The sequence below is a fragment of the Mycobacterium sp. NGS11 genome (assembly GCF_059813315.1).
Genome location: NZ_JCALEJ010000030.1, coordinates 16,043 through 36,631, shown reverse-complemented (window position 1 = coordinate 36,631; position 20,589 = coordinate 16,043). Strand labels below are relative to the sequence as shown.

Genomic DNA, 20,589 nt, shown 5'->3' with positions numbered 1-20,589 from the left:
CTAGCGCACGACGAACGCCGCCTGCACCTACCCTGGAGCGGGAGCGAACGACGTCCCGAAGGAGGGGGTTGAAGACCATGCACGACGACGAACGCGGCTTTCCCATCGACGAGGCGCCGGAGGGCGACGCGGTCGAACAACGCCGGCCCGCGGATTCCGATGACGAGACCGGTCTGGACATCGACTACGTCGCGGCCGGGGACCGGGAGGCCAACGAGGCCGACGTGATCGAGCAGGCCTACATCGTCTCCACCGAGGACGACCGGGATGACGACCGGTGAGGACCGCCCGCCGCTCCCGATAGTGGCGGCTGGCACCATCGACGCGTGACCGCGAAGTTGCATGTGCACCGCTACGGCCCGTCCGGTCCCGCAGAGGTCCTGGCGTTGCATGGATTGACCGGCCATGGCCAGCGCTGGGGTCATCTGTCCGGCTTTCTGCCCGGGATCGGCATCGCCGCACCGGATCTGGTCGGCCACGGCCGGTCGTCGTGGGCCACGCCGTGGACCATCGACGCCAATGTCGCGGCGTTGGCCGCGCTGCTCGACGAGCAGCCCGACACGCCCGTGGTGATCGTGGGTCACTCGTTCGGTGGCGGGCTGGCGATGCACCTGGCCGCGGCGCGGCCCGACCAGGTGGCGGGGCTGCTGCTGCTCGACCCGGCGGTGGGGCTGGACGGCGGCTGGATGCGCGAGATCGCCGAGGCGATGCTCTCCTCGCCCGACTATCCGGACGCCCAGGAGGCGCGGATGGAGAAGGTGCACGGCTCCTGGTCGGATGTGGAACCTGCCCTGCTCGACGTCGAGATCGACGAACATCTGGTCACGCTGCCCGGCGGGCGCTACGGCTGGCGGGTCAGCCTGCCGGCGATGATGTCGTACTGGAGCGAGCTGGCCCGCGACGCGGTGCTGCCGCCGGCCAAGACCCCGACCGTTCTGGTGCGGGCCAAGCGGACCACCCCGCCCTATGTCACCGACGAACTGATCGACGGCCTGGCGCAACGGTTGGGATCGGATTTCCGGCTGCTGGATTTCGACTGCAACCACATGGTGCCCTACGCCAAGCCCGACGAAGTCGCCGCGCTGACCCGCGAGCTGTTGGGAGCCCGCTGACCGTGGCGCCGGTGACCGACGAGCAGGTGGAGCGGGTGCGTGCACTGGTCGCCGCGATCCCGTCCGGTCGGGTCGCCACTTACGGCGACATCGCTTCTGTCGCAGGGCTTTCCAGCCCGCGCATCGTCGGGTGGATCATGCGGACGGATTCCTCGGACCTGCCCTGGCACCGGGTGATCACCGCCTCCGGGCGCCCCGCACGCCACCTGACGACCCGGCAGCTGGAGTTGCTGCGCGCCGAAGGCGTGCTGGCGACCGACGGCAGAATCGCGCTGCACGAGGTTCGCTACGAGTTTGCCGACGGAGGTTAGTGGCGATCGCCCGCGGGGCGGAGCCGAGCGCTGGGGGTACTCCCCAGCTCCGCGGGGACCCCACCCGCTTGCGGGGGACGGGTCGTCACGCGGCCAGGTCAGAGCACCAGCCGGACCAGCGCCGCGGTGCGGGCCAGGCCGGGGAACGCCTCGGCGGTGGACCGCGGGTGCAGCGCGTGAACCGCGAGGCGAAACATCAACGCCCGCAACAACATCTGCGGCCATTCCGGCAGGGCGTTCCAGCGTTCGATCAGGCCGTCGTCGGCCTCTCCCCAGGACAGCGCGTCGATGACGACCACGCCGGCCGCCCACGAGGCGGGCCGCCAGTACGGGGTGATGTCGGTGATTCCCGGCGCAGCGGTGCCCACGAAAAGCACTGTGCCGTAAAGGTCTCCGTGAACCAGCTGGTTGGGGCTCTTGGTCGGCTTGCGCAGGGTGGCCAGCTGGTGGATCAGCTCCACCGAGCGTTCGGCGTCCGCCGCCGGGGGAGCCACCCTTGCGCCCGGGGGCACCGCGGCCAACGGCCGTTCCTCCCAGGCCGCCCGATCGGCGGCGATGAAGATGTCGACGTCGCCCCACGGCGCGGCCGGCCCCTGGGTCAGAAAGCGGGGGCGGTCCAGTTTGCCCGTCGCCTCGTGCAGGCGTACCGCGGCGGAGACGACCTCGTCGTGGCGGGGCTCCGGCGTCCCGGCCACGAAGGTGTCCGCCCGCCACCCGGAAACGACGTAGCGCCCGTCGGTCGAACGGACCGGCCGGGCCAACCGGACGCCGTCGACGAACAGGGTTTCGCGGACCCGTGCCGACCAGGCCGCGCGCGCGTTGTCGGCCACCAGCGACAGGACCACTTCGCCGCACCGGAAGCCGCCCTCCCAGCTGGCACCCAGATAGACGGGTTTCACACCGGCCAAGCCGAACGCCGACAGCACATGATCCGGCGGTGGCTCGACTGTCACACCGGTACTCTAACGAGTCCAACAGGCGCAATCAGTCAGTACATGATCATGTCGGGTTGCATCTGCTGCGCCCATGCCACGATCCCGCCCTGCAGATGCACCGCATCGGCGAATCCGGCCTCGCGCAGCACCGCCAGCACCTGGGCCGAGCGCACCCCCGTTTTGCAATACAGCACCGGCGGGCGGTCCTGCGGCAGCTTTGCCAAACCCTCGCCGGAATTGATCGACGACTGCGGAATCAGCTGGGCCCCCTCGATGTGAACGATGTCGAACTCCACCGGCTCGCGCACGTCGATCAGGGCCAGCTTCTTGCCGGAATCCAGCCAGTCGCGCAACTCCCGTGGGGTGATGGCCGACGCGTCGTGCGCCGGGGGCTGCGGCGCCACACCGCACAACTGCTCGTAGTCGACGAGCTCGGTGATCTTCGGCCGGGACGCGTCCGACGGATCGCGGCGGATCGCGATGGTGCGGTAGGTCATCTCCAGCGCGTCATAGATCATCAACCGGCCCAGCAGCGAGTCGCCGATCCCGGTGATGAGTTTGATCACTTCGGTGCTCATCACCGAGGCGATGGAGGCGCAGACGATGCCCAGCACACCGCCCTCGGCGCAGGAGGGGACCGACCCGGGCGGCGGGGGCTCGGGGTAGAGGTCGCGATAGTTGAGTCCGCGTCCGTCCGGCGCGTCCTCCCAGCACACCGAGACCTGGCCCTCGAAGCGGTAGATCGACCCCCACACGTAGGGCTTCTTCGCCAGCACCGCGGCGTCGTTGACCAGGTACCTGGTGGCGAAGTTGTCGGTGCCGTCCACGATCAGGTCGTAGCAGCCGAACAACTCGACCGCGTTGGTCGAGTCCAGGCGGAACTCGTGCAGCCGCACGTCGACGAGCGGGTTGATGGCGACGATGGAGTCGCGCGCCGACTGGGCCTTCGACCGCCCGACGTCGGCAACCCCGTGGATGATTTGGCGATGCAGGTTCGACTCGTCGACCACATCGAAATCGACGATGCCGATCGTGCCCACGCCGGCGGCCGCCAGGTAGAGCAACGTCGGCGCGCCCAGCCCGCCCGCACCAATCACCAGGACCCGCGCGTTCTTGAGCCGCTTCTGCCCCTCCGGACCAAGGCCGGGAATGATCAGGTGACGGCTGTAGCGGGCCACCTCGTCGCCAGTCAGGTGAGCTGCGGGCGCCACCAAGGGCGGCAGCGGCGTCGACACTGCGAAACATCTCCTCGTCGGCCTAGTGGAAAGCGTCTACCACCATCACAGCAGCCCGCCGAGGCCGCGGCAACGCGCTGAGGCGCGTCAGGCGATCGGGTACGGCCAGGGATTGAACCGGCAGGTCTTCCCGTCGGCCTTGACGACATCGGGGTCGAACTGGGCGGCGTCGTTGTTCGACGTGGAGAACGTCTGCTGCATCATCACCGGGGCCAGGGCGCCCTGCTGCTCACACGCCTCGTGGTGCAGGTATCCGATGGCGTGGCCGACCTCGTGGTTGATCACGTATTGCCGGTAGGACCCGATGTCCCCTTCGAATGGCACGGCTCCCCGTATCCAGCGGGCCTCGTTGAGGAAGACCCGCGCCTCCCGGTTTGCGCCGAAAACCGGGTTGTAGCAAGAGGTTTCGAGACGGAACTCGTAGCCGCAGCCCTCGCGCACCGTGACAGGCGACACCAAGGAGATCCGAAAGTCGGGTTTGCCGTTGTCGATCCGGATGAACGCGAACTGCGGGTTGTGCGTCCAGCCCTTCGGATTGCCCAGCGTCTGCTCGACCATCTGGGCGAAGGCGTCGTCGCCGCCGAACATCGTCGGGTCGATGCCGTTCTCCACCTCGACGGTGTATCTGAACACCTTTGCGGTGCCCTGGCCGATCTGGGGCGTGGCGCCCGGCACCACGTGCCACGTCTTGTCGCCCGCTTCGGTGAACGGGCCGCCGTCGGGCAGGGTCCCGGCCGGCAGGTTGGCGTCGAACGCGGCGAGCCCGCGCGGCGGCGCGTCGATGATCGTGGTGCCCACCGCTCCGATCGCCGGCGGGCTCTGAATGGGACGGCTGGCGGTCGGCTCGGGCGCGCCGGTGCCGGTCACCGTCTGGTACAGGACCACCGCGGTGAGCACCACCAGCACGGGCAGGGCGTAGGCACGCCATCCATAGGTGGAGACGAACCGCCCCAGCCAGGTTTGTTTACGCCATTGCCGCGGCCGCTCGCGGTCGGCCCGGGCCCGCCCGGCTTCCCGCGCAAGTGGGTCGCGCAGCGCCCGCAGCGGCTCCCGCCACTCGTCGCGTAACACCGGCACGCGACCCGTGCTGCGCGGCGGCCGGGGCGAAGTCATTTCCCCAGGATTACACAGCCGCCGACCGGCGCCGTCCGTGGCGCGCCCGAATCCGCCGTCCGACACCGCTTCTGCCTGCGGCGACGACCGCGATGACGGTCGCATCGACTCCTCGGGTAGTAAGGTACCTTCCACGGGCTGCGAGCGGCTGACCCCGCCTTAACGGGCCGGCCGCCGACAATCAGATGAGGAATGGATGAGCGAACTCGCCAAGGTGCCGGCGCGCCGCGCCGTCAGAGCGGCTGACCGCGGTCGGCCGACAGACGGAGCTGCCGTTTCAAACCGGCGAGGCAACAGGTTGCCCCGCGACGAGCGGCGCGGCCAATTGCTCATCGTGGCCAGCGACGTGTTCGTCGACCGCGGCTACCACGCGGCCGGCATGGACGAGATCGCCGACCGCGCCGGAGTCAGCAAACCCGTTTTATATCAACACTTTTCGAGCAAGCTCGAGCTGTACCTGGCGGTGCTGGCGCGCCACGTGCACAATCTGGTCTCGGGTGTTCAAAACGCGCTGAGCACCACCACAGACAACCGGCGCCGACTGCACTCCGCGGTCCAGGCATTCTTCGATTTCATCGAACACGACAGCCAGGGTTACCGGCTGATCTTCGAGAACGACTACGTCACCGAACCCGAAGTGGCCGCCCAGGTTCGCGTGGCCACCGAATCCTGCATCGACGCGGTCTTCGCGTTGATCAGCGAGGATTCCGGGCTGGACCCGCACCGGGCCCGGATGATCGCCGTCGGTCTGGTCGGCATCAGCGTCGACTGCGCCAGGTATTGGCTGGACTCGGACCGCCCGATTTCCAAGGCGGACGCGGTCGACGGCACGGTCCAGTTCGCCTGGGGCGGGCTGTCACACGTGCCGCTCACCCGCTCCTAATCTCACTTGCCGGCGTGTTTGCCGGTTTCGGCGCTGATCCCGAAGCCCACCCGGCGTGCGTCGGCGATGCCGATCTCGACGTAGGCGATTCTGGTGGTGTGAATCAGGAAACGGCGGCCCCGCTCGTCGCTCAGGCGCAGCAGACCGGAGGCGTCGCTCAGCGCGGCGCTGACCAGTTCTTCGACCTCGGCGGGCGTCTGGGTGCTGGCCAGGACCAGCTCGCGCGGACTATCCGTGATACCGATCTTGACCTCCACGGTCACCCCTTCCATGGGTCTTGCAGCCTTGCGCAGGTGTTGCCGTCCCGGCCCTGTCAGCAGCAGGCTAGTGGACGCGGCTGAACCCCACCTCGCCGCGTCCCCACACTTCGCGGTCAGCGAAACCTTGGTCGCAGCCCGGTAACGATTCGCTTGCAGGTTGTCTCGGCCGCCCGCGCGCTGCCCGATCCGTGCTTTCACATGGCTAACTTCGGCAACATGGGTACCACGTGGGCGCACCTTGACGACCGGATCCGGGATTACCCCGCGGACGAGCTCGACGAGCTCGACGACGCCGATCCCTACTTGAACGCCGATTACAACTGGACGGGCTGGCCGGCCGATTCGCGCTGGCGCCCCGCCACGGCGGTGCTGGGCGCGGTGGTCGCCCTGGGCGCCATCGCCACCGCGGTCATCATCAACAGCGGCGACAGCGCGTCCACCAAGGCCACGGTGGGCGCGCCGGCTCCCCACCCGGTGACCTCGGCACCCGCGACGACGAAGGCATCCGCGGCACCCAGCGCCGCCCCGCGCCCGACCCAGCTACCGCCCGAGACCGTCACCACGGTGACCACCCCCAGCGCCGCGCCCATCGCGCCGCCGGCGGTGGCGGCGCCAACGGTCGCGCCCCCGCTCGCGGCGGCACCGCCGTCGGCCGCGCTCAACCCGCGCACCATCGTCTACAGCGTCAATGGAACCAAGCAGCTGCTCGACCTGGTGAACATCGTCTACACCGACGCGCGGGGCGTGCCGCAGACCGAGTTCAACGTGTCGCTGCCGTGGTCGAAGGTGGTGGTGCTGAACCCCGGCGTGGAGACCGAATCCGTCGTCGCGACCAGCTTCTACGGCCGGCTCAACTGCTCGGTCTTCAACGCCGCCGGTCAGCGGATCATCGCGTCCAACACCTCGAACATGGCGACCTGCGCCGGCTGAGGCCAAACGGCCGAGCCGCGCTCAGCTCAGGCCCAGTTCGTGCATGCGACGCTCGTGCGTCTGCTGCATCCGGTCGAAGAACGCGTTGAGCTGGCCCAGCCCGCCGGCGCCCGACATCACCAGGTCGACCAGCTCGTCGTGGTCGGCCAGCAGGTACTGGGCCTGAGTTATTGCTTCGCCGAACAACCGGCGTGACCACAGCGCCAGCCGGCTGCGTTGCTTGCCACTGGCCGTCACCGCGGCGCGCACTTCGGCGACGACGAATTGCGAGTGCCCGGTCTCCGACAGCGTCGCGCGAACCACGTCGGCGACCTCGGCGGGCAGACCGTGGGCGATCTCCAGGTAGAGATCGGCCGCCAGGGCGTCGCCCACATACGTCTTGACCAAGGCCTCGAGCCACGTGCTGGGCATGGTCAGCCGGTGGTAGTTCTCGAGCGCCGAGACGTATTTGGACATCGCCGACACCACGTCCACGCCGCGGCTTTCCAGGGCGTCGCGCAGCTGCTCGTAGTGCTGCATCTCGGCGGCGGCCATGCTCGCCATCGATATCCGTCCGCGCAGGTCAGGGGCCATTCGAGCCTCGTCGGTGAGTCGATAGAACGCGGCGATCTCGCCGTAGGCCAGGACTGCGAACAGCTCGTTGACGCCCGGGTGATCGGCCGACAGCCGCGGGGCGGGCGAATCGTCGATGTTCTCGGCGGCCAGATCGGCTTGGGAGGGCTGGCAGGAGGGCCGGGTCATGGCAACACTGTAGTCGGCTGACCTAGCGCAAAATGGGAGCCGGCTGTCGACCAGCTATCATGTAGGTAGATGGCGGCTTTATTCATGCCGTATTTGTTTTTCAAGCCGCTATCGGCGAAATGTGCGTGCACAGCTGGCCCGCCCTAACTGGGCCATCCCAGACTGAGCCAGGGCCGGCGACTCGGCGACGAAATCGGAGTCGGAACTCGTGCGCGCGTGACCGCGACAGAGAAATACCGACACAAACCGATACGTCACCGAGAGGCTACCTACCCACGCATGACCGCACTCACCAGCACAACTGAACTGACCCCCCAACCCACATTTGCGCAACTCGGCGTCCGCGACGAAATCGTGCGCGCGCTCGCCGAAAAGGGGATCGAAACCCCTTTCGCCATTCAAGAACTGACCCTGCCGATGGCGCTCGCCGGCGACGACCTGATCGGGCAGGCCCGCACGGGCATGGGCAAGACGTTCGCGTTCGGCGTGCCGCTGCTGCAGCGCATCACCGCCGGCACCGCCGCGCGGCCCCTCAACGGCACACCGCGGGCGCTGATCGTCGTGCCCACCCGCGAGCTGTGCCTGCAGGTCACCGATGACCTCACGCTCGCGGCCAAGCACCTGATCGCCGAGGGCGGCCGGCCGCTCTCGGTGGTCCCCATCTACGGCGGACGCCCCTACGAGCCGCAGATCGAGGCGCTGCGCGCCGGCGCCGACGTCGTGGTGGGCACGCCGGGCCGGCTGCTCGACCTGAGCCAGCAGAACCACCTGCAACTGGGCGGGCTGTCGGTGCTGGTGCTCGACGAGGCCGACGAGATGCTCGACCTGGGCTTCCTGCCCGACATCGAACGCATCCTGCGCCAAATCCCGACCGACCGGCAATCCATGCTCTTCTCGGCGACCATGCCGGACCCGATCATCACGCTGGCCCGCACGTTCATGAACCAGCCCACCCACATCCGGGCGGAAGCGCCGCACTCGGCGGCCACCCACGACACCACCGTTCAGTACGTATACCGGGCCCACGCCCTGGACAAGGTGGAGCTGGTCAGCCGGGTGCTGCAGGCCGAGGGCCGCGGCGCGACGATGATCTTCACCCGCACCAAGCGCACCGCCCAAAAGGTGGCCGACGAGCTGGCCGAGCGCGGCTTCGCGGTGGGCGCGGTGCACGGCGACCTGGGCCAGGCGGCCCGCGAGAAGGCGCTGAAGGCCTTCCGCACCGGCGAGATCGACGTGCTGGTCGCCACCGACGTCGCCGCCCGCGGCATCGACATCGACGACATCACCCATGTCATCAACTACCAGATCCCCGAGGACGAACAGGCCTACGTGCACCGCATCGGCCGTACCGGCCGCGCAGGCAAGACCGGTATCGCGGTCACCCTGGTGGACTGGGACGAGCTACCCCGCTGGTCGCTGATCGACAAGGCGCTGGGGCTGGACTGCCCCGAGCCCGCCGAGACCTACTCCAATTCGCCGCACCTCCACGCCGAGATGGGCATCCCCGCCGAGGCCACCGGCACCGTGGGCGCGGCCCGCAAGCCGCAAGGCCAGCGCCGCGGCGGTGACCGCGACGGCAGGAAGCCGGAGCAGAAGTCGGAGCGGCCCGCGCGCCGCTCCGGCACCCGCCGGCGCACCCGGGGCGGCCAGCCCGTCACCGCGCACCCGTCGGGCAACGGGGCCGCCAGCAGCAACGGCGAGGCCACCGCGGACACCGCGACCGCCTCGCCCCCGGGCAACGCGGGCTCCACCCGGCGCCGCCGCCGGCGTCGCAAGCCCGCCGAAGGGCAAGCCGCCACCGCGGCCGCGGCCGGCACGCAGAGCAACTAGAGGTTCGCGCCGACGCATGGTCAGACCCGAGCGCCGGACCACAGGCGACATCGTCGCCGCCGCGGCCATCGTGGTCGTCGTCGCCGCCATCGCGGCGCTGGTCTGGTGGAGCAGCGACGCTCGCGCCACCATCAGCCGGCCCGCGGCCTTTCCCGCACCCAACCCCACCCCGGCCCGTCAGGTGCCCGCCGGCCTGAAGCAGCTGTGGAGCGCCGCCAGCCCGGCCACCACCGCCCCGGTGGTAGCCGGCGGGGAGGTCGTCACCGCCGCCGGGCGCCAGATCGACGGGCGCGATCCCGATACCGGCCAGTCCCGCTGGAGCTACGCCCGCGACATCGACCTGTGCGGGGTCACCTGGCTGTACCGCTACGCCGTCGGCGTCTACCGCGACGAACGCGGCTGCGGCCAGGTGAGCACGCTCGACGGCGCCACCGGCCGTCGGGGGCCCGCCCGCAGCGGCTACGCCGACCCGAGGGTGCGGCTCTCCTCCGACGGCATGACGGTGTTGTCGGTCGGCGACACCCGGCTGGAGCTGTGGCGTTCGGACATGGTCCGGATGCTGGCCTACGGCGAGACCGACGCGCGGGTGAAGCCGTCGACGCGCGGACTGCACTCCGGATGCAAGCTGATCTCGGCCGCGGCCAGCTCGCAGGCGGTGTCGGTGCTGGAGAGCTGTGCGAATCAGGCCGACCTGCGGCTGGTGCTGCTGCGGCCGGGCAAGGACGACGACGAACCCCAGCAACACATCGTGGCCGAACCGGGGATCGCGCCGGATTCGGGCGCCCGGGTGCTGACCGTCGCGGAGAACACCACCGCGGTCTACCTGCCCGCGCCGCAACCTCGCGTCGACGTGATCGACCAAACCGGCGCCACCGTGTCGAGCACCCCGCTGCCCAAGCCGCCGTCGCGCTCGGCCGCGGTCTCGCACCCTGGCAGCCAGATCACCTGGTGGACCGGCGATTCGCTGATGGTCTTCGACGCGAACACGCTGGCGCTGCGCTACACCATCGCCGCGGGCGACAAGACGCCGCTGGGTCCCGGGGTGATGATGGCGGGCCGGCTGCTGGTGCCTCTCACCGACGCGATCGGGGTCTACGACCCGCTGAGCGGCGCCAACGAACGCTACATTCCGGTGGACCGGTCGACGAGCGCCCCGCCGCCGGGCAATCCGGTGTTCCCGGCCGTGATCGGGTCCCGGGTGCTCGAGCAGCGCGGTGACACCCTGGTCGCACTGGGCTAGTTAGACCTCGACGGCGAACGTCGGCAGCGGCTTGCCGCTCTTCCAATGCTTCAGCAACGCCGCCGCCAGATCGCCGTAGGCCACCGCGCCCTTGTTCTTGCGGCCGGCCATCACCGACGAGCCGGAGGCGCTGGCCTCGGCGAATCGCACGGTGCGGGGAATCGGCGGGGCCAGCACCGGCAGGTTGTACCGGTCGGCGACGTCGGCCAGGACGTCGCGGGTGTGGGTGGTGCGCGAGTCGTACAGCGTCGGCAGGGCGCCGAGCAGTCGCAGCTCCGGGTTGGTGATCTGCTGGACGTCGGAGACGGTGCGCAGGAACTGGCCGACCCCGCGGTGCGCGAGGGTCTCGCACTGCAGCGGCACGATGACCTCGTCGGCAGCCGTCAGCCCGTTGAGGGTGAGCACGCCCAGCGACGGCGGGCAGTCGATGATCACCACGTCGAACTCGTCGCCGAGTTTGGCCAGGGCGCGCTTGAGCGCGTATTCGCGACCGGCCCGCATCAGCAGCATGGCCTCGGCGCCGGCCAGGTCGATGTTGGCCGGCAGCAGCGTCATCCCCTCCGCCGTCTCGACCAGCGCGGCGTTGGGTTCGACGTCGCCGAGCAGCACCTCGTGCACGGAGACCGGTAGCTTGTCCGGGTCTTGGCCCAACGAGAAGGTCAGGCAGCCCTGCGGATCGAGGTCGACCAGCAGCACCCGTTTGTCCTCGTCCAGCATCGCCGCACCCAGCGACGCGACCGTGGTCGTCTTGGCGACACCCCCCTTTTGGTTGGCCACCGCCAATACCCGGGTCTTAGCAGCCATAGGCGCGGCTCTCCCCTCTGCGTAATCGCCATGCGCTCAACAACGCCCATCCTGGCACGTTCGCCCGCCGTGCGCTGCGGCCTGAGCAACCACCGCGCGTCGTCCGGCAGAATCGATCGATATGGGCTTGCACAACCACCGCCTGGTGCTGCTGCGTCACGGCGAGACCGAGTGGTCGAAGTCCGGCCAGCACACCGGCCGCACCGAGGTCGAGCTGACCGAGGCCGGCCGAACGCAGGCCGAACTGGCCGGCGACGTACTCCGAGAACTCAAACTCGTTGATCCCCTGGTGATCAGCAGTCCGCGGCAGCGTTCCCTGACCACCGCGCAGCTGGCCGGGCTGTCCGTCGACGAAATGTCCGAGCTGCTGACCGAATGGGACTACGGCTCCTACGAGGGCCTGACCACGGAGCAGATCCACGAGACGGTGCCCGATTGGCTGGTGTGGACGCACGGCTGCCCGGGTGGTGAGACCGTCGAGCAGGTCAGCGAGCGCGCCGACGCGGCCGTCGCGACGGCGCTGGAGCACATGGAGACGCGTGACGTCATCTTCGTCAGCCACGGCCACTTCTCCCGCGCGGTGATCACCCGCTGGGTAGAACTGCCGCTGGTCGAGGGCAGCCGCTTCGGCATGATCACCGCGTCGATCGCGGTCTGCGGGTTCGAGCACGGGGTACGGCAGCTGCGGGCGCTCGGATTGACCGGTCAGTGAGCAACCAACCGCCATTCGCGCTGTGCGGGCCGACCAGAACCCTGATTGCCGAAGGTGTGCGGCGCCGTTACGGCGAGGTGGGTGCGGCGCAGGCCGCGCTGCAATCGGGGGAAGCGCCGATTGTGTTGGGCGCGTTGCCTTTCGACGTCACCCGGCCGGCTGCGCTGTTGACGCCCGAGACGGTGGCCGCCACGAACGGACCCCCGGACTGGCCGCGCGACGGCCTGCCGCCGGTGCGGGTGGCCGAAGCCGTGCCGCCGCCGGTCGAATACCGCGACCGGATCCGCCGCTCCTGCGAGCAGCTCGCCGCGGCCGACAACCCGCTGGACAAGGTGGTACTGGCCCGCGCCCTGCGCCTGGTTGCCGATGCCCCGCTGGATGCGCGCGTGATCCTGCGCCGGCTCATCGCCGCGGACCCGGCGGCCTACGGCTACCTGGTCGACCTGACCGCCGCCGGCGGCGAGTACGCGGGCGCTGCCCTGGTGGGCGCCAGCCCCGAGGTGCTGGTGGCCCGCGGCGGTGACCGCGTCGAATGCCGGCCGTTCGCCGGCTCGGCGCCGCGCGCCGCCGACCCGGGGACCGACGCCGAGAACGGCGCCGCGCTGGCCGCCTCGGCCAAGAACCGTCACGAGCACCAGCTGGTCATCGAATCCATCAGGACCGCCCTGGAGCCGCTGTGCGACGACCTGTCCATCGCCGCCGAACCGCAGCTGAGCGGCACCGCCACGGTCTGGCATCTGTGCACGCCGATCACCGGACGCTTGCGTGACACATCAGACACCGCAATCGATTTGGCGTTGGCGCTGCACCCCACCCCCGCGGTCGGCGGGGTGCCGGCCAAGGCGGCGATGCGGCTGATCACCGAACTGGAGGGCGACCGCGGGTTCTACGCCGGGGCGGTGGGGTGGTGCGACGCCCGCGGCGACGGCCGCTGGGTGGTGTCGCTGCGCTGCGCGCAGCTGTCGGCGGACCGGCGCAGCGCGCTGGCGCGGGCCGGCGGCGGTATCGTCGCCGAGTCCGATCCCGACGAGGAACTCGCCGAAACCACAACGAAATTCGGCACGATCCTCAACGCTCTGGGAGTTGAGCGATGAGCCACCACGTCCGCCGCGCCGCGCCGCACGACGCCACCGCGATCACCGGCATGATCCACGCGCTGGCCGACTTCGAGCACGCCGCCGACCAGTGCACGGTGACCGAAACACAAATCGCCGCAGCGCTTTTCGATGACCCGCCGACCGTGTACGGCCACGTGGCCGAGGTTGACGGCGAGGTCGCGGCGATGGCGCTGTGGTTCCTCAACTACTCCACCTGGGACGGCGTCGCGGGGATTTATCTGGAAGACCTGTTCGTGCGGCCGGAGTTTCGCCGGCGTGGGCTGGCCCGCGCGCTGCTGGCCACGCTGGCCTCCGAATGCCTGCGGCGCGGATACACGCGGCTGTCCTGGGCGGTTCTCAACTGGAACGCCGACGCCATCACGCTCTACGACGGCATCGGTGGGGAGCCGCAGAACGAATGGACGACCTACCGGCTGTCCGGGGCGTCGTTGGCCGGCTTGGCGGAGTCGCCCTGATCGCCGGCGGCCCAGCGCACCGCGGCGGGACTGAACAGCAATCCCAGCACGATCAGCGCCACCGCGCCCGCCGGAATCCCGAAGCCCGGCTGATGTGATCCGACCGCCAGGTACCACGCCACCGGCAACAACAACAGCTGGGTGATGACCGCCAACCCGCGGCCCCAGCGCTTGCCGAAAATCAGCGCGCGCCCCGCGGCGATCACCCCGGCGCCGACCAAGACGAACCAACCCGCCGTTGCCAGGCCGTTGACCACATGCTGATCCGCTCCCGCGATGCCCCTGACCACCAACACCACCGCCACGATCAATGCCGCGATCCCCTGCAACACGACAATCAGGCCGGCGCGGCGAACGGCGATCGGGGCGGCTGGCGGCGTCACAGCGTCAGCGTAGCCAGGGCAGCCGCCCGGTCCCCGGCGGTTCCCCCACAGCGTGGCCTTAACTGGCCCGCCTAAGCTCGTGGCTCATGCGGGCCGTGCTGATCGTCAACCCCACAGCCACTTCCACCACCCCGGCCGGTCGCGACCTGCTGGCCCACGCGCTCAAGAGCCGCCTGCAGCTCACCGTCGAACACACCAACCACCGCGGTCACGGCACCGAGCTCGCGCAGAAGGCCGTCGCCGACGGGATCGATCTGGTGGTGGTGCACGGCGGCGACGGCACGGTGAGCGGGGTGGTCAACGGCCTGCTCGGCCGGCCGGGGCCGCTTCCGGGCGGACCGATACCCGCGGTTGCCGTGGTGCCCGGCGGTTCGGCGAACGTGCTGGCGCGGTCCCTGGGTATTTCCGCGGATCCGGTCGCGGCCACCAATCAGCTCATCCAGCTGCTCGACGACTACCAGCGGCGCCAAGCCTGGCGGCGGATCGGCCTGATCGACTGCGGCGAACGCTGGGCGGTGTTCAACACCGGCATGGGCGTCGATGCCGAGGTGGTGGCCGCGGTCGAGGCCGAACGGGACAAGGGCGGCAAGGTTTCGGCGTGGCGCTACATCCGCGCGGCGGTGCCCGCCGTGTGGGGCTACACGCGCCGCGAACCGATGCTGACGCTGGAACTTCCCGGCCGCGAACCCATCACCGGCGTCAGCTTCGCGTTCGTGTCGAACTCCAGCCCGTGGACCTTCGCCAACGAACGGCCGGTGTGGACCAATCCCGGCTGCAGCTTCGAGTCGGGCCTGGGGGTGTTCGCGCCTACCACCATGAAGACGATCCCCACCCTGCGAATCGTGCGGCAGATGTTCGCAAAACAGCCCAAGTTCGACTTCAAGCACCTCATTACCGAGGACGACCTGCCATGCGTGCGAGTTACCTCGACCGCGGGCGCAGTGGCCTGCCAGTTCGACGGCGATTACCTCGGGGTGCGCGAAACCATGACGTTCAAGGCGGTCCCGGACGCGCTGGCGGTGGTTGCGCCGCCTCAACAGAAATGGCGCTGACCTGCTCCGATAGCCGCCGAGGCGGCGTGCGAAGAGGAAATCACACCGAAGCAGCCCGTGGAGTGTAGTACAACGGAGTGAGGGCTTGGCGACTAGATGATCAAAGTGAGATAGCCCACGAGCGAACTCACGCTATTGACATCTGTTGAGCCTGTGAAACGATCAAAAGGTTGCATGCAGAAACTACGTAGGAGTCCGGACTCCTTTTCTTCTGCACGCGTTAAACAGCCGAAGAAAATGGCCGTGCGCCTTGCTGCGCACTCAGTGAGGAGTAAAGACGTATGGATTGGCGCCACAAGGCGGTCTGTCGTGACGAGGACCCGGAGCTGTTCTTCCCGGTAGGGAACAGCGGCCCGGCGCTCGCGCAGATCGCTGACGCGAAACTGGTCTGTAATCGGTGTCCGGTGACCACAGAGTGCCTTGGTTGGGCCCTGAACACTGGCCAGGACTCGGGCGTCTGGGGCGGCATGAGCGAAGACGAGCGGCGTGCGTTGAAGCGTCGCAACGCCCGGACGAAGGCCCGCAGCGGGGTTTAACCCACATAACGCAAATAGTGCGGCCTCGACGAAAGTCGGGGCCGCACCTTTGCGTGTAAGTCAGTGCGCACGCCTACAGCAGCAATCGGGTCCGCCGGCCGATGGGCACCCGTAGCACCACATCGGTGCCGCGGGCGGGCGCCTCACTCATGCCCAGCGTGCCGTCCAGCTCGGCCGACACCAGCGTCCGCACGATCTGCAGACCGAGGCTGTCGGAGTTCTCCAGGCTGAATCCCTCCGGCAGGCCTCGGCCGTCGTCGTGCACCACGACGTCGAGCCAGCGGGCGGATCGCTCGGCGCGAATCGTCACCGAGCCCTCTTCGGCCGCTGGGTCAAAGGCGTGTTCGATCGCGTTCTGCACCAGTTCGGTGATCACCATGATCAGCGCGGTGGCCCGGTCGGAGTCCAGCACACCCAGGTCGCCGACCCGGTTGATGCGGATCGGCCGGTCCACCGACGCGACGTCGTTCATGATCGGCAGGATGCGGTCGATCACCTCGTCGAGGTTGACCTGCTCGTCCACCGACATCGACAGCGCGTCGTGCACCAACGCGATCGACGACACCCGCCGCACCGACTCGATCAGGGCCTCGCGCCCCTCGGCGTTGACGGTCCGGCGGGCCTGCAGGCGCAACAGCGCCGCCACGGTTTGCAGGTTGTTCTTGACCCGGTGGTGGATCTCCCGGATGGTGGCGTCCTTGGATATCAGGGCCCGGTCGCGACGCTTGACCTCGGTGACGTCGCGGATCAGCACCGCGGCACCGGCGCTGGCGCCGTCGACTATCAACGGCAGCGTGCGCAGCAGCACGGTGGCTCCGCCGGCGTCGACCTCCATGCGCATGCTGCGCCCGCCGGCCACCAGATCACTTACGTGCTCGGCCACCTCCTGGGCCTCGAATGGGTCGGAGATCAGCGGGCGCGTGACCTCGATGAGGTTGCGCCCCTCCAGTTCGGTGGTCAGGCCCATCCGGTGGTAGGCGGACAGCGCGTTGGGACTTGCGTACGCGACGACGCCGTGCACGTCGAGGCGGATGAAGCCATCGCCCGCGCGCGGGGTCGAACGCGACATCACCACGTCCCCGACGTCCGGAAAGGTTCCCTCGGCGAGCATGTGGACCAGGTCGGTGGCGCACTCCCGGTAGGCGATCTCCAGCTGACCGGACCTGCGGTCGGCGGCCAACGCGGTCTGATGGTGAGTGAGCACGGCCACCACCTTGCCGCCATAGCGCACCGGAGACGCCTCGATGTGGGTGCCTGGCAACCACGAATCCTGTTGTCCGGCAACGTTGTTGCGCTGCGCGGTGCCCGACGCGAACGTCTCGGCCACGAGGGCCAATCGGTCGGATCCGACGGCGGTGCCTACCGCGTCGGTCTGCAGCGCCGTGGGCGCCGTGTTCGGCCGGCACTGCGCCACACAGACCAGCACGCCGTCGTCGCGCCGCACCCACATCAGGTAGTCGGCGAAGGAGAGGTCGGCCAGCAGCTGCCACTCCCCGACCACCGCGTGCAGGTGGTCCACCGCGTTGCCCGGCAACATGGTGTGTTCGGCGAGCAGGTCACCGAGAGTTGACATCGCTTACTCCCCGGGTCGTTCCCGGCGGTTGGTCGAGGGGGTCCGACGGCTAGCTGATCACCGCGATGAGGTCGCCGGCCTGAATCACGTCACCCACCGACACGCTGACCTTGCTGACCGTGCCGCCCACTTCGGCCAGGACGGGGATCTCCATCTTCATCGACTCCAACAGCACCACGATGTCGCCTTTGCCGATCTGGTCACCCTCGTTCACAACGACTTCGAGCACGCTGGCCACGATCTCGGCGCGCACATCCTCCGCCATCTTCACCCCACTCGTCTCGGCCTTCGCGCAGGCTGGCTGCTGGTCATCACGGTTCTTTTCCGCCCATCAGGCTCGGATACATCGAACCACAGCGCCGGTCGGGGCCGCGGCGCACGGGGCCCGGAGGGGCCCCGCGAGGGCGAAGACACTGCATAGGACGTCCCGTGAGAGAATGGCCGTCAAGCCAACGGGCGCGGAGCGCCCAGTTTGACAGCAATCACGGAGGTTTTCACCATGGCCAAACGAGGCCGTAAGAAGCGCGACCGCAAGCACAGCAAGGCCAACCACGGCAAGCGCCCCAACGCCTAGAGCGACGCTACTGCGTGCCCCGAATGATCGTGGTGCGCCGGATCTCGAGGCGTAGCCGCTCGCGCAACCCCTCGGGGGCCTTCTCGCCCTTGCATTTGGTGGCGATCAACGCCTTGATCCGCTCTTCGAGCCCGTAGTGCTTGAAGCAGCCGGGGCACGCCTCCAGGTGCCGGCGCAGCTGTTCGCGGGTATCCGGGCCGCATTCACCGTCGAGCAGCAGCCAGACCTGCCGGATGACCTCCGCGCAGCCGACGCTGCCGTGCGACTCGTCGTTGGGGCAGGCGTCGGGCGAGGCACCGCCCTGGCCGGAGAACTCGCTCATGACGACACCTCCTCGTGCGTCTGCTGACCGCGGTTGAAGCCCCGCTCCTTGGCAACGTCGGCCAACAGGCCACGCAACTGCCGGCGGCCGCGGTGCAGCCGTGACATTACCGTTCCAATCGGCGTATCCATGATCTCGGCGATTTCCTTGTACGGGAAACCTTCGACGTCGGCGTAGTAGACCGCCATCCGAAATTCTTCCGGCAAAGCCGCCAGCGCGTCTTTGATCTCCGAGTCCGGCAGCGCCTCGAGTGCCTCCACCTCTGCCGAACGCAGCCCGGTGGACGAATGCTCGGCGTTGGAGGCCAGCTGCCAGTCGGTGATCTCCTCGGTCGGGTACTCCGCGGGTTGGCGCTGCTTCTTGCGATAGCTGTTGATGTAGGTGTTGGTCAGGATCCGGTACAGCCACGCCTTGAGATTGGTGCCGGCCCGGAACGACCGGAAGCCCGCATAGGCCTTGACCATGGTCTCTTGCAGCAGGTCTTCGGCGTCGGCGGGATTGCGCGTCATGCGCAGCGCGCCACCGTAGAGCTGGTCCAGCAGGGGGATAGCGTCGCGCTCGAACCGCGCCGTTAACTCGGCGTCCGTCTCTTCGGGCGCTGCGGGCTCGGCAGTCTCGGGCCCCGTCGCACCATCGCGGCCATCTTCAGCATCGGCCATCTCGATCAACCCGGTCCCTTCTGCGGCGGTGTTGCCGGAGAGCACGGAAAGCGCCACCGGACTCGCAAGGAAGCCAGCCAACCGCTCCTCGCCTAACAGGCTCGTCGCCGTTGACACCACGCTGCTCCTCCCAATCTAAAGGCTGACCCCGACACCGTCCGTCCGGGCCTGCTCCACCGCATGTGAAACCGACTGGATCAACGCCTCGCACGACCTCGCTATTTCCGCAGCCCGATGTCGCTGGATACCGGTGCCTGCCGGCCCGATCGGACCCCGATCCCGGCGGTTCGGGCGTGGCGTTAGTGTGACGCCATGTCCCTGAACGGCAAGACCATGTTCATCTCCGGCGCCAGCCGCGGTATCGGCCTGGCGATCGCCAAGCGCGCCGCACAGGACGGCGCCAACATCGCCCTGATCGCCAAGACGGCCGAGCCGCACCCGAAGCTGCCCGGAACGGTGTTCACGGCGGCCAAGGAACTCGAGGAAGCCGGTGGGCAGGCGCTGCCCATCGTCGGGGACGTCCGCGACCCGGAATCGGTCGAGGCGGCTGTGGCCAAGACCGTCGAGCAGTTCGGCGGCATCGACATCTGCGTCAACAACGCGTCGGCCATCAACCTGGGATCCATCTCCGAGGTGCCGATGAAGCGGTTCGACCTGATGAACGGCATCCAGGTGCGGGGCACGTACGCGGTCTCCCAAGCGTGCCTGCCCCACATGAAGGGCCGGGAGAACCCGCACATCCTGACGCTGTCCCCGCCGGTGCTGCTGGGCCAGGAGTGGCTGAAGCCGACGGCGTACATGATGGCCAAGTTCGGTATGACGTTGTGCGCGTTGGGCATCGCACAGGAGATGCGCGAAGAGGGCATCGCGTCCAACACGTTGTGGCCGCGCACGCTGGTGGCCACCGCCGCGGTGCAGAACCTGCTCGGCGGCGACGAGGCGATGGGACGGGCCCGCAAGCCCGAGATCTACTCCGATGCGGCCTACGTCATCCTGAACAAGCCGGCCAAGGAGTTCACCGGCAACATGCTGCTGTGCGAGGACGTGCTGGTGGAATCCGGCGTCACGGACCTGTCCACCTACGACTGCATTCCCGGCTCGAAGCTCGGCGTCGACTTCTGGGTCGACGGCGTCAACCCGCCGGGGTACACGGGCCCGTAATAGCGTGGCCGCCACACCGGGCATCGCCGCCCTGGTGAAAGCCGGTGTGCCGCACGAAGTCCTGACGTTCGAGCACGACCGGCGGGAGCAGTCGTTCGGCGCGGAGGCGATCAAAGCGCTCACCGAGGCCGCCGGCGTCGAACCCGGGCAGATATTCAAAACGCTGGTCATCACGGTTCCGGGCGGGCTGGCGGTCGCGATCGTGCCGGCGAGCGCCCGGCTCTCGCTGAAGGCGGCGGCCACCGCGCTGGGGGTTGCCAAGGCATCCATGGCCGACGCCGCCGTCGCCGAGCGGGCGACCGGGTACGTGCTCGGTGCGGTGTCGCCGTTCGGTCAGCGCAAAAAGCTGGCGACCGTTGTCGATTCCGGTGCGCTGGCGTGGGATCGGGTGTTCTGCAGTGCCGGGCGCCGGGGCTGGGAGGTCGCGGTGGCGCCGCAGGATCTGGTCCGCCTCACCGGCGCGGTCACCGCCGACATCAGCAGAACGTGACGACGACCTTGTCGGCGGCCCCCGGAGTGTGGGCCAGCTCGAGCGCTTCGCCGACGTTCTCGAACGGGATCGTGTGGCTGACGATCAGCGCGTACTTCTCCCAGTTCGCGACGAGATCGATGTTCATCATGGGGCTCTGCGGCCTACCGTCACAGGTTGT

The 20,589-nt window shown here is 68.9% G+C and carries 26 protein-coding genes and 1 pseudogene; 15 read left to right on the top strand and 12 right to left on the bottom strand.

Annotated elements, in window-relative coordinates; all coding sequences use genetic code 11:
• Positions 1-77: 77 nt before the first annotated feature.
• The 3 genes from AC5Y4T_RS23190 to AC5Y4T_RS23180 are packed head-to-tail and all read left to right on the top strand — an operon-like array spanning position 78 to position 1,423.
• Complete coding sequence (locus AC5Y4T_RS23190) at positions 78-281, top strand: Rv3202a family protein (RefSeq protein WP_499920722.1); 204 nt, start codon at positions 78-80, stop codon at positions 279-281.
• Between the two features lie 45 nt (positions 282-326).
• The gene (locus tag AC5Y4T_RS23185; protein WP_499955645.1) at positions 327-1,112 is read left to right on the top strand and encodes an alpha/beta fold hydrolase; all 786 of its coding nucleotides are present in this window, start codon (positions 327-329) and stop codon (positions 1,110-1,112) included.
• A 2-nt stretch (positions 1,113-1,114) separates the two neighbouring features.
• Positions 1,115-1,423, top strand: coding sequence for an MGMT family protein (locus AC5Y4T_RS23180; RefSeq protein WP_499955643.1), 309 nt, complete (start codon positions 1,115-1,117; stop codon positions 1,421-1,423).
• Positions 1,424-1,521: 98 nt separating this feature from the next.
• Here the strand turns inward: AC5Y4T_RS23180 and AC5Y4T_RS23175 are convergent, their stop codons facing one another.
• From AC5Y4T_RS23175 to AC5Y4T_RS23165, 3 genes are all read right to left on the bottom strand, one after another.
• A complete protein-coding gene (locus AC5Y4T_RS23175; protein WP_499920261.1) occupies positions 1,522-2,376 on the bottom strand; it encodes a TIGR02569 family protein in 855 nt (284 codons plus the stop codon).
• 35 nt (positions 2,377-2,411) lie between these two features.
• The gene (gene moeZ, locus AC5Y4T_RS23170) at positions 2,412-3,593 is read right to left on the bottom strand and encodes an adenylyltransferase/sulfurtransferase MoeZ (protein WP_499955641.1); all 1,182 of its coding nucleotides are present in this window, start codon (positions 3,591-3,593) and stop codon (positions 2,412-2,414) included.
• Positions 3,594-3,680: 87 nt separating this feature from the next.
• Entirely contained in the window at positions 3,681-4,811 is a 1,131-nt protein-coding gene (locus AC5Y4T_RS23165) for a DUF3152 domain-containing protein (protein WP_499955639.1), read from the bottom strand.
• 91 nt (positions 4,812-4,902) lie between these two features.
• Between AC5Y4T_RS23165 and fasR the strand changes: the two genes are divergently transcribed.
• The gene (gene fasR / locus AC5Y4T_RS23160; protein WP_499920264.1) at positions 4,903-5,589 is read left to right on the top strand and encodes an HTH-type transcriptional activator FasR; all 687 of its coding nucleotides are present in this window, start codon (positions 4,903-4,905) and stop codon (positions 5,587-5,589) included.
• Positions 5,590-5,591: 2 nt separating this feature from the next.
• On the opposite strand, the gene AC5Y4T_RS23155 is transcribed toward fasR, so the two are convergent.
• Positions 5,592-5,846: a DUF3107 domain-containing protein gene (locus tag AC5Y4T_RS23155; RefSeq protein ID WP_499920725.1), complete on the bottom strand. Its 255-nt coding sequence runs from the start codon at positions 5,844-5,846 to the stop codon at positions 5,592-5,594.
• A 219-nt stretch (positions 5,847-6,065) separates the two neighbouring features.
• Here AC5Y4T_RS23155 and AC5Y4T_RS23150 point away from each other — a divergent pair, with 219 nt between their 5' ends.
• Entirely contained in the window at positions 6,066-6,779 is a 714-nt protein-coding gene (locus AC5Y4T_RS23150) for an MmpS family transport accessory protein (RefSeq protein WP_499955637.1), read from the top strand.
• A 21-nt stretch (positions 6,780-6,800) separates the two neighbouring features.
• Here the strand turns inward: AC5Y4T_RS23150 and AC5Y4T_RS23145 are convergent, their stop codons facing one another.
• Positions 6,801-7,520, bottom strand: coding sequence for a ferritin-like fold-containing protein (locus AC5Y4T_RS23145; RefSeq protein WP_499955635.1), 720 nt, complete (start codon positions 7,518-7,520; stop codon positions 6,801-6,803).
• Between the two features lie 279 nt (positions 7,521-7,799).
• Between AC5Y4T_RS23145 and AC5Y4T_RS23140 the strand changes: the two genes are divergently transcribed.
• Positions 7,800-9,350, top strand: coding sequence for a DEAD/DEAH box helicase (locus AC5Y4T_RS23140; RefSeq protein WP_499920267.1), 1,551 nt, complete (start codon positions 7,800-7,802; stop codon positions 9,348-9,350).
• 16 nt (positions 9,351-9,366) lie between these two features.
• Positions 9,367-10,590 carry an Rv3212 family protein gene (locus tag AC5Y4T_RS23135; RefSeq protein WP_499920268.1) on the top strand — a complete coding sequence of 408 codons (1,224 nt, stop codon included), beginning with the start codon at positions 9,367-9,369 and terminating at the stop codon, positions 10,588-10,590.
• On the opposite strand, the gene AC5Y4T_RS23130 is transcribed toward AC5Y4T_RS23135, so the two are convergent.
• Complete coding sequence (locus AC5Y4T_RS23130) at positions 10,591-11,394, bottom strand: ParA family protein (protein WP_499920269.1); 804 nt, start codon at positions 11,392-11,394, stop codon at positions 10,591-10,593. It lies immediately after the preceding gene.
• Between the two features lie 121 nt (positions 11,395-11,515).
• Between AC5Y4T_RS23130 and AC5Y4T_RS23125 the strand changes: the two genes are divergently transcribed.
• Genes AC5Y4T_RS23125 through AC5Y4T_RS23115 form a run of 3 tightly spaced genes read left to right on the top strand, consistent with a single transcriptional unit; the run spans position 11,516 to position 13,679 of the window.
• Complete coding sequence (locus AC5Y4T_RS23125) at positions 11,516-12,106, top strand: acid phosphatase (protein WP_499955633.1); 591 nt, start codon at positions 11,516-11,518, stop codon at positions 12,104-12,106.
• Positions 12,103-13,200, top strand: a complete 1,098-nt coding sequence (locus tag AC5Y4T_RS23120; protein ID WP_499955631.1) for an isochorismate synthase — start codon at positions 12,103-12,105, stop codon at positions 13,198-13,200. Before AC5Y4T_RS23125 ends, AC5Y4T_RS23120 begins: the two co-directional genes overlap by 4 nt.
• Positions 13,197-13,679 carry a GNAT family N-acetyltransferase gene (locus AC5Y4T_RS23115; RefSeq protein ID WP_499955629.1) on the top strand — a complete coding sequence of 161 codons (483 nt, stop codon included), beginning with the start codon at positions 13,197-13,199 and terminating at the stop codon, positions 13,677-13,679. Before AC5Y4T_RS23120 ends, AC5Y4T_RS23115 begins: the two co-directional genes overlap by 4 nt.
• Here the strand turns inward: AC5Y4T_RS23115 and AC5Y4T_RS23110 are convergent.
• Complete coding sequence (locus AC5Y4T_RS23110; protein ID WP_499955627.1) at positions 13,631-14,062, bottom strand: hypothetical protein; 432 nt, start codon at positions 14,060-14,062, stop codon at positions 13,631-13,633. The two genes, AC5Y4T_RS23115 and AC5Y4T_RS23110, sit on opposite strands and share 49 nt — an antisense overlap.
• Positions 14,063-14,148: 86 nt before the next feature.
• On the opposite strand from AC5Y4T_RS23110, the gene AC5Y4T_RS23105 reads away from it, so the two are divergent.
• The gene (locus AC5Y4T_RS23105) at positions 14,149-15,114 is read left to right on the top strand and encodes a diacylglycerol/lipid kinase family protein (protein WP_499955625.1); all 966 of its coding nucleotides are present in this window, start codon (positions 14,149-14,151) and stop codon (positions 15,112-15,114) included.
• Positions 15,115-15,395: 281 nt separating this feature from the next.
• A complete protein-coding gene (gene whiB1 / locus AC5Y4T_RS23100; RefSeq protein WP_003874607.1) occupies positions 15,396-15,650 on the top strand; it encodes a transcriptional regulator WhiB1 in 255 nt (84 codons plus the stop codon).
• A gap of 73 nt (positions 15,651-15,723) precedes the next feature.
• Here the strand turns inward: whiB1 and AC5Y4T_RS23095 are convergent, their stop codons facing one another.
• Positions 15,724-17,223, bottom strand: a complete 1,500-nt coding sequence (locus AC5Y4T_RS23095) for a sensor histidine kinase (protein ID WP_499955623.1) — start codon at positions 17,221-17,223, stop codon at positions 15,724-15,726.
• A 49-nt stretch (positions 17,224-17,272) separates the two neighbouring features.
• Entirely contained in the window at positions 17,273-17,488 is a 216-nt protein-coding gene (locus tag AC5Y4T_RS23090) for a biotin/lipoyl-binding carrier protein (protein ID WP_007773063.1), read from the bottom strand.
• A 234-nt stretch (positions 17,489-17,722) separates the two neighbouring features.
• Between AC5Y4T_RS23090 and AC5Y4T_RS23085 the strand changes: the two genes are divergently transcribed.
• Positions 17,723-17,797 carry a 50S ribosomal protein bL37 gene (locus AC5Y4T_RS23085; protein WP_011728008.1) on the top strand — a complete coding sequence of 25 codons (75 nt, stop codon included), beginning with the start codon at positions 17,723-17,725 and terminating at the stop codon, positions 17,795-17,797.
• 7 nt (positions 17,798-17,804) lie between these two features.
• On the opposite strand, the gene rsrA is transcribed toward AC5Y4T_RS23085, so the two are convergent.
• Both rsrA and AC5Y4T_RS23075 read right to left on the bottom strand, forming a co-directional pair.
• Entirely contained in the window at positions 17,805-18,119 is a 315-nt protein-coding gene (gene rsrA / locus AC5Y4T_RS23080) for a mycothiol system anti-sigma-R factor (RefSeq protein ID WP_499920281.1), read from the bottom strand.
• Complete coding sequence (locus AC5Y4T_RS23075; RefSeq protein ID WP_499920728.1) at positions 18,116-18,778, bottom strand: sigma-70 family RNA polymerase sigma factor; 663 nt, start codon at positions 18,776-18,778, stop codon at positions 18,116-18,118. Before AC5Y4T_RS23075 ends, rsrA begins: the two co-directional genes overlap by 4 nt.
• A gap of 312 nt (positions 18,779-19,090) precedes the next feature.
• Here AC5Y4T_RS23075 and AC5Y4T_RS23070 point away from each other — a divergent pair, with 312 nt between their 5' ends.
• Together AC5Y4T_RS23070 and AC5Y4T_RS23065 are read left to right on the top strand one after the other, a co-directional pair.
• On the top strand, positions 19,091-19,939 hold the full coding sequence (locus tag AC5Y4T_RS23070; RefSeq protein ID WP_499920282.1) for an SDR family oxidoreductase: 849 nt from the start codon (positions 19,091-19,093) through the stop codon (positions 19,937-19,939).
• A gap of 4 nt (positions 19,940-19,943) precedes the next feature.
• On the top strand, positions 19,944-20,429 hold the full coding sequence (locus AC5Y4T_RS23065) for an aminoacyl-tRNA deacylase (RefSeq protein WP_499955621.1): 486 nt from the start codon (positions 19,944-19,946) through the stop codon (positions 20,427-20,429).
• Here the strand turns inward: AC5Y4T_RS23065 and AC5Y4T_RS23060 are convergent.
• Positions 20,416-20,547 (bottom strand): annotated as a pseudogene (locus tag AC5Y4T_RS23060) (theronine dehydrogenase); the annotation flags it as partial. The gene AC5Y4T_RS23065 and the pseudogene AC5Y4T_RS23060 sit on opposite strands and share 14 nt — an antisense overlap.
• Positions 20,548-20,589: the final 42 nt, after the last annotated feature.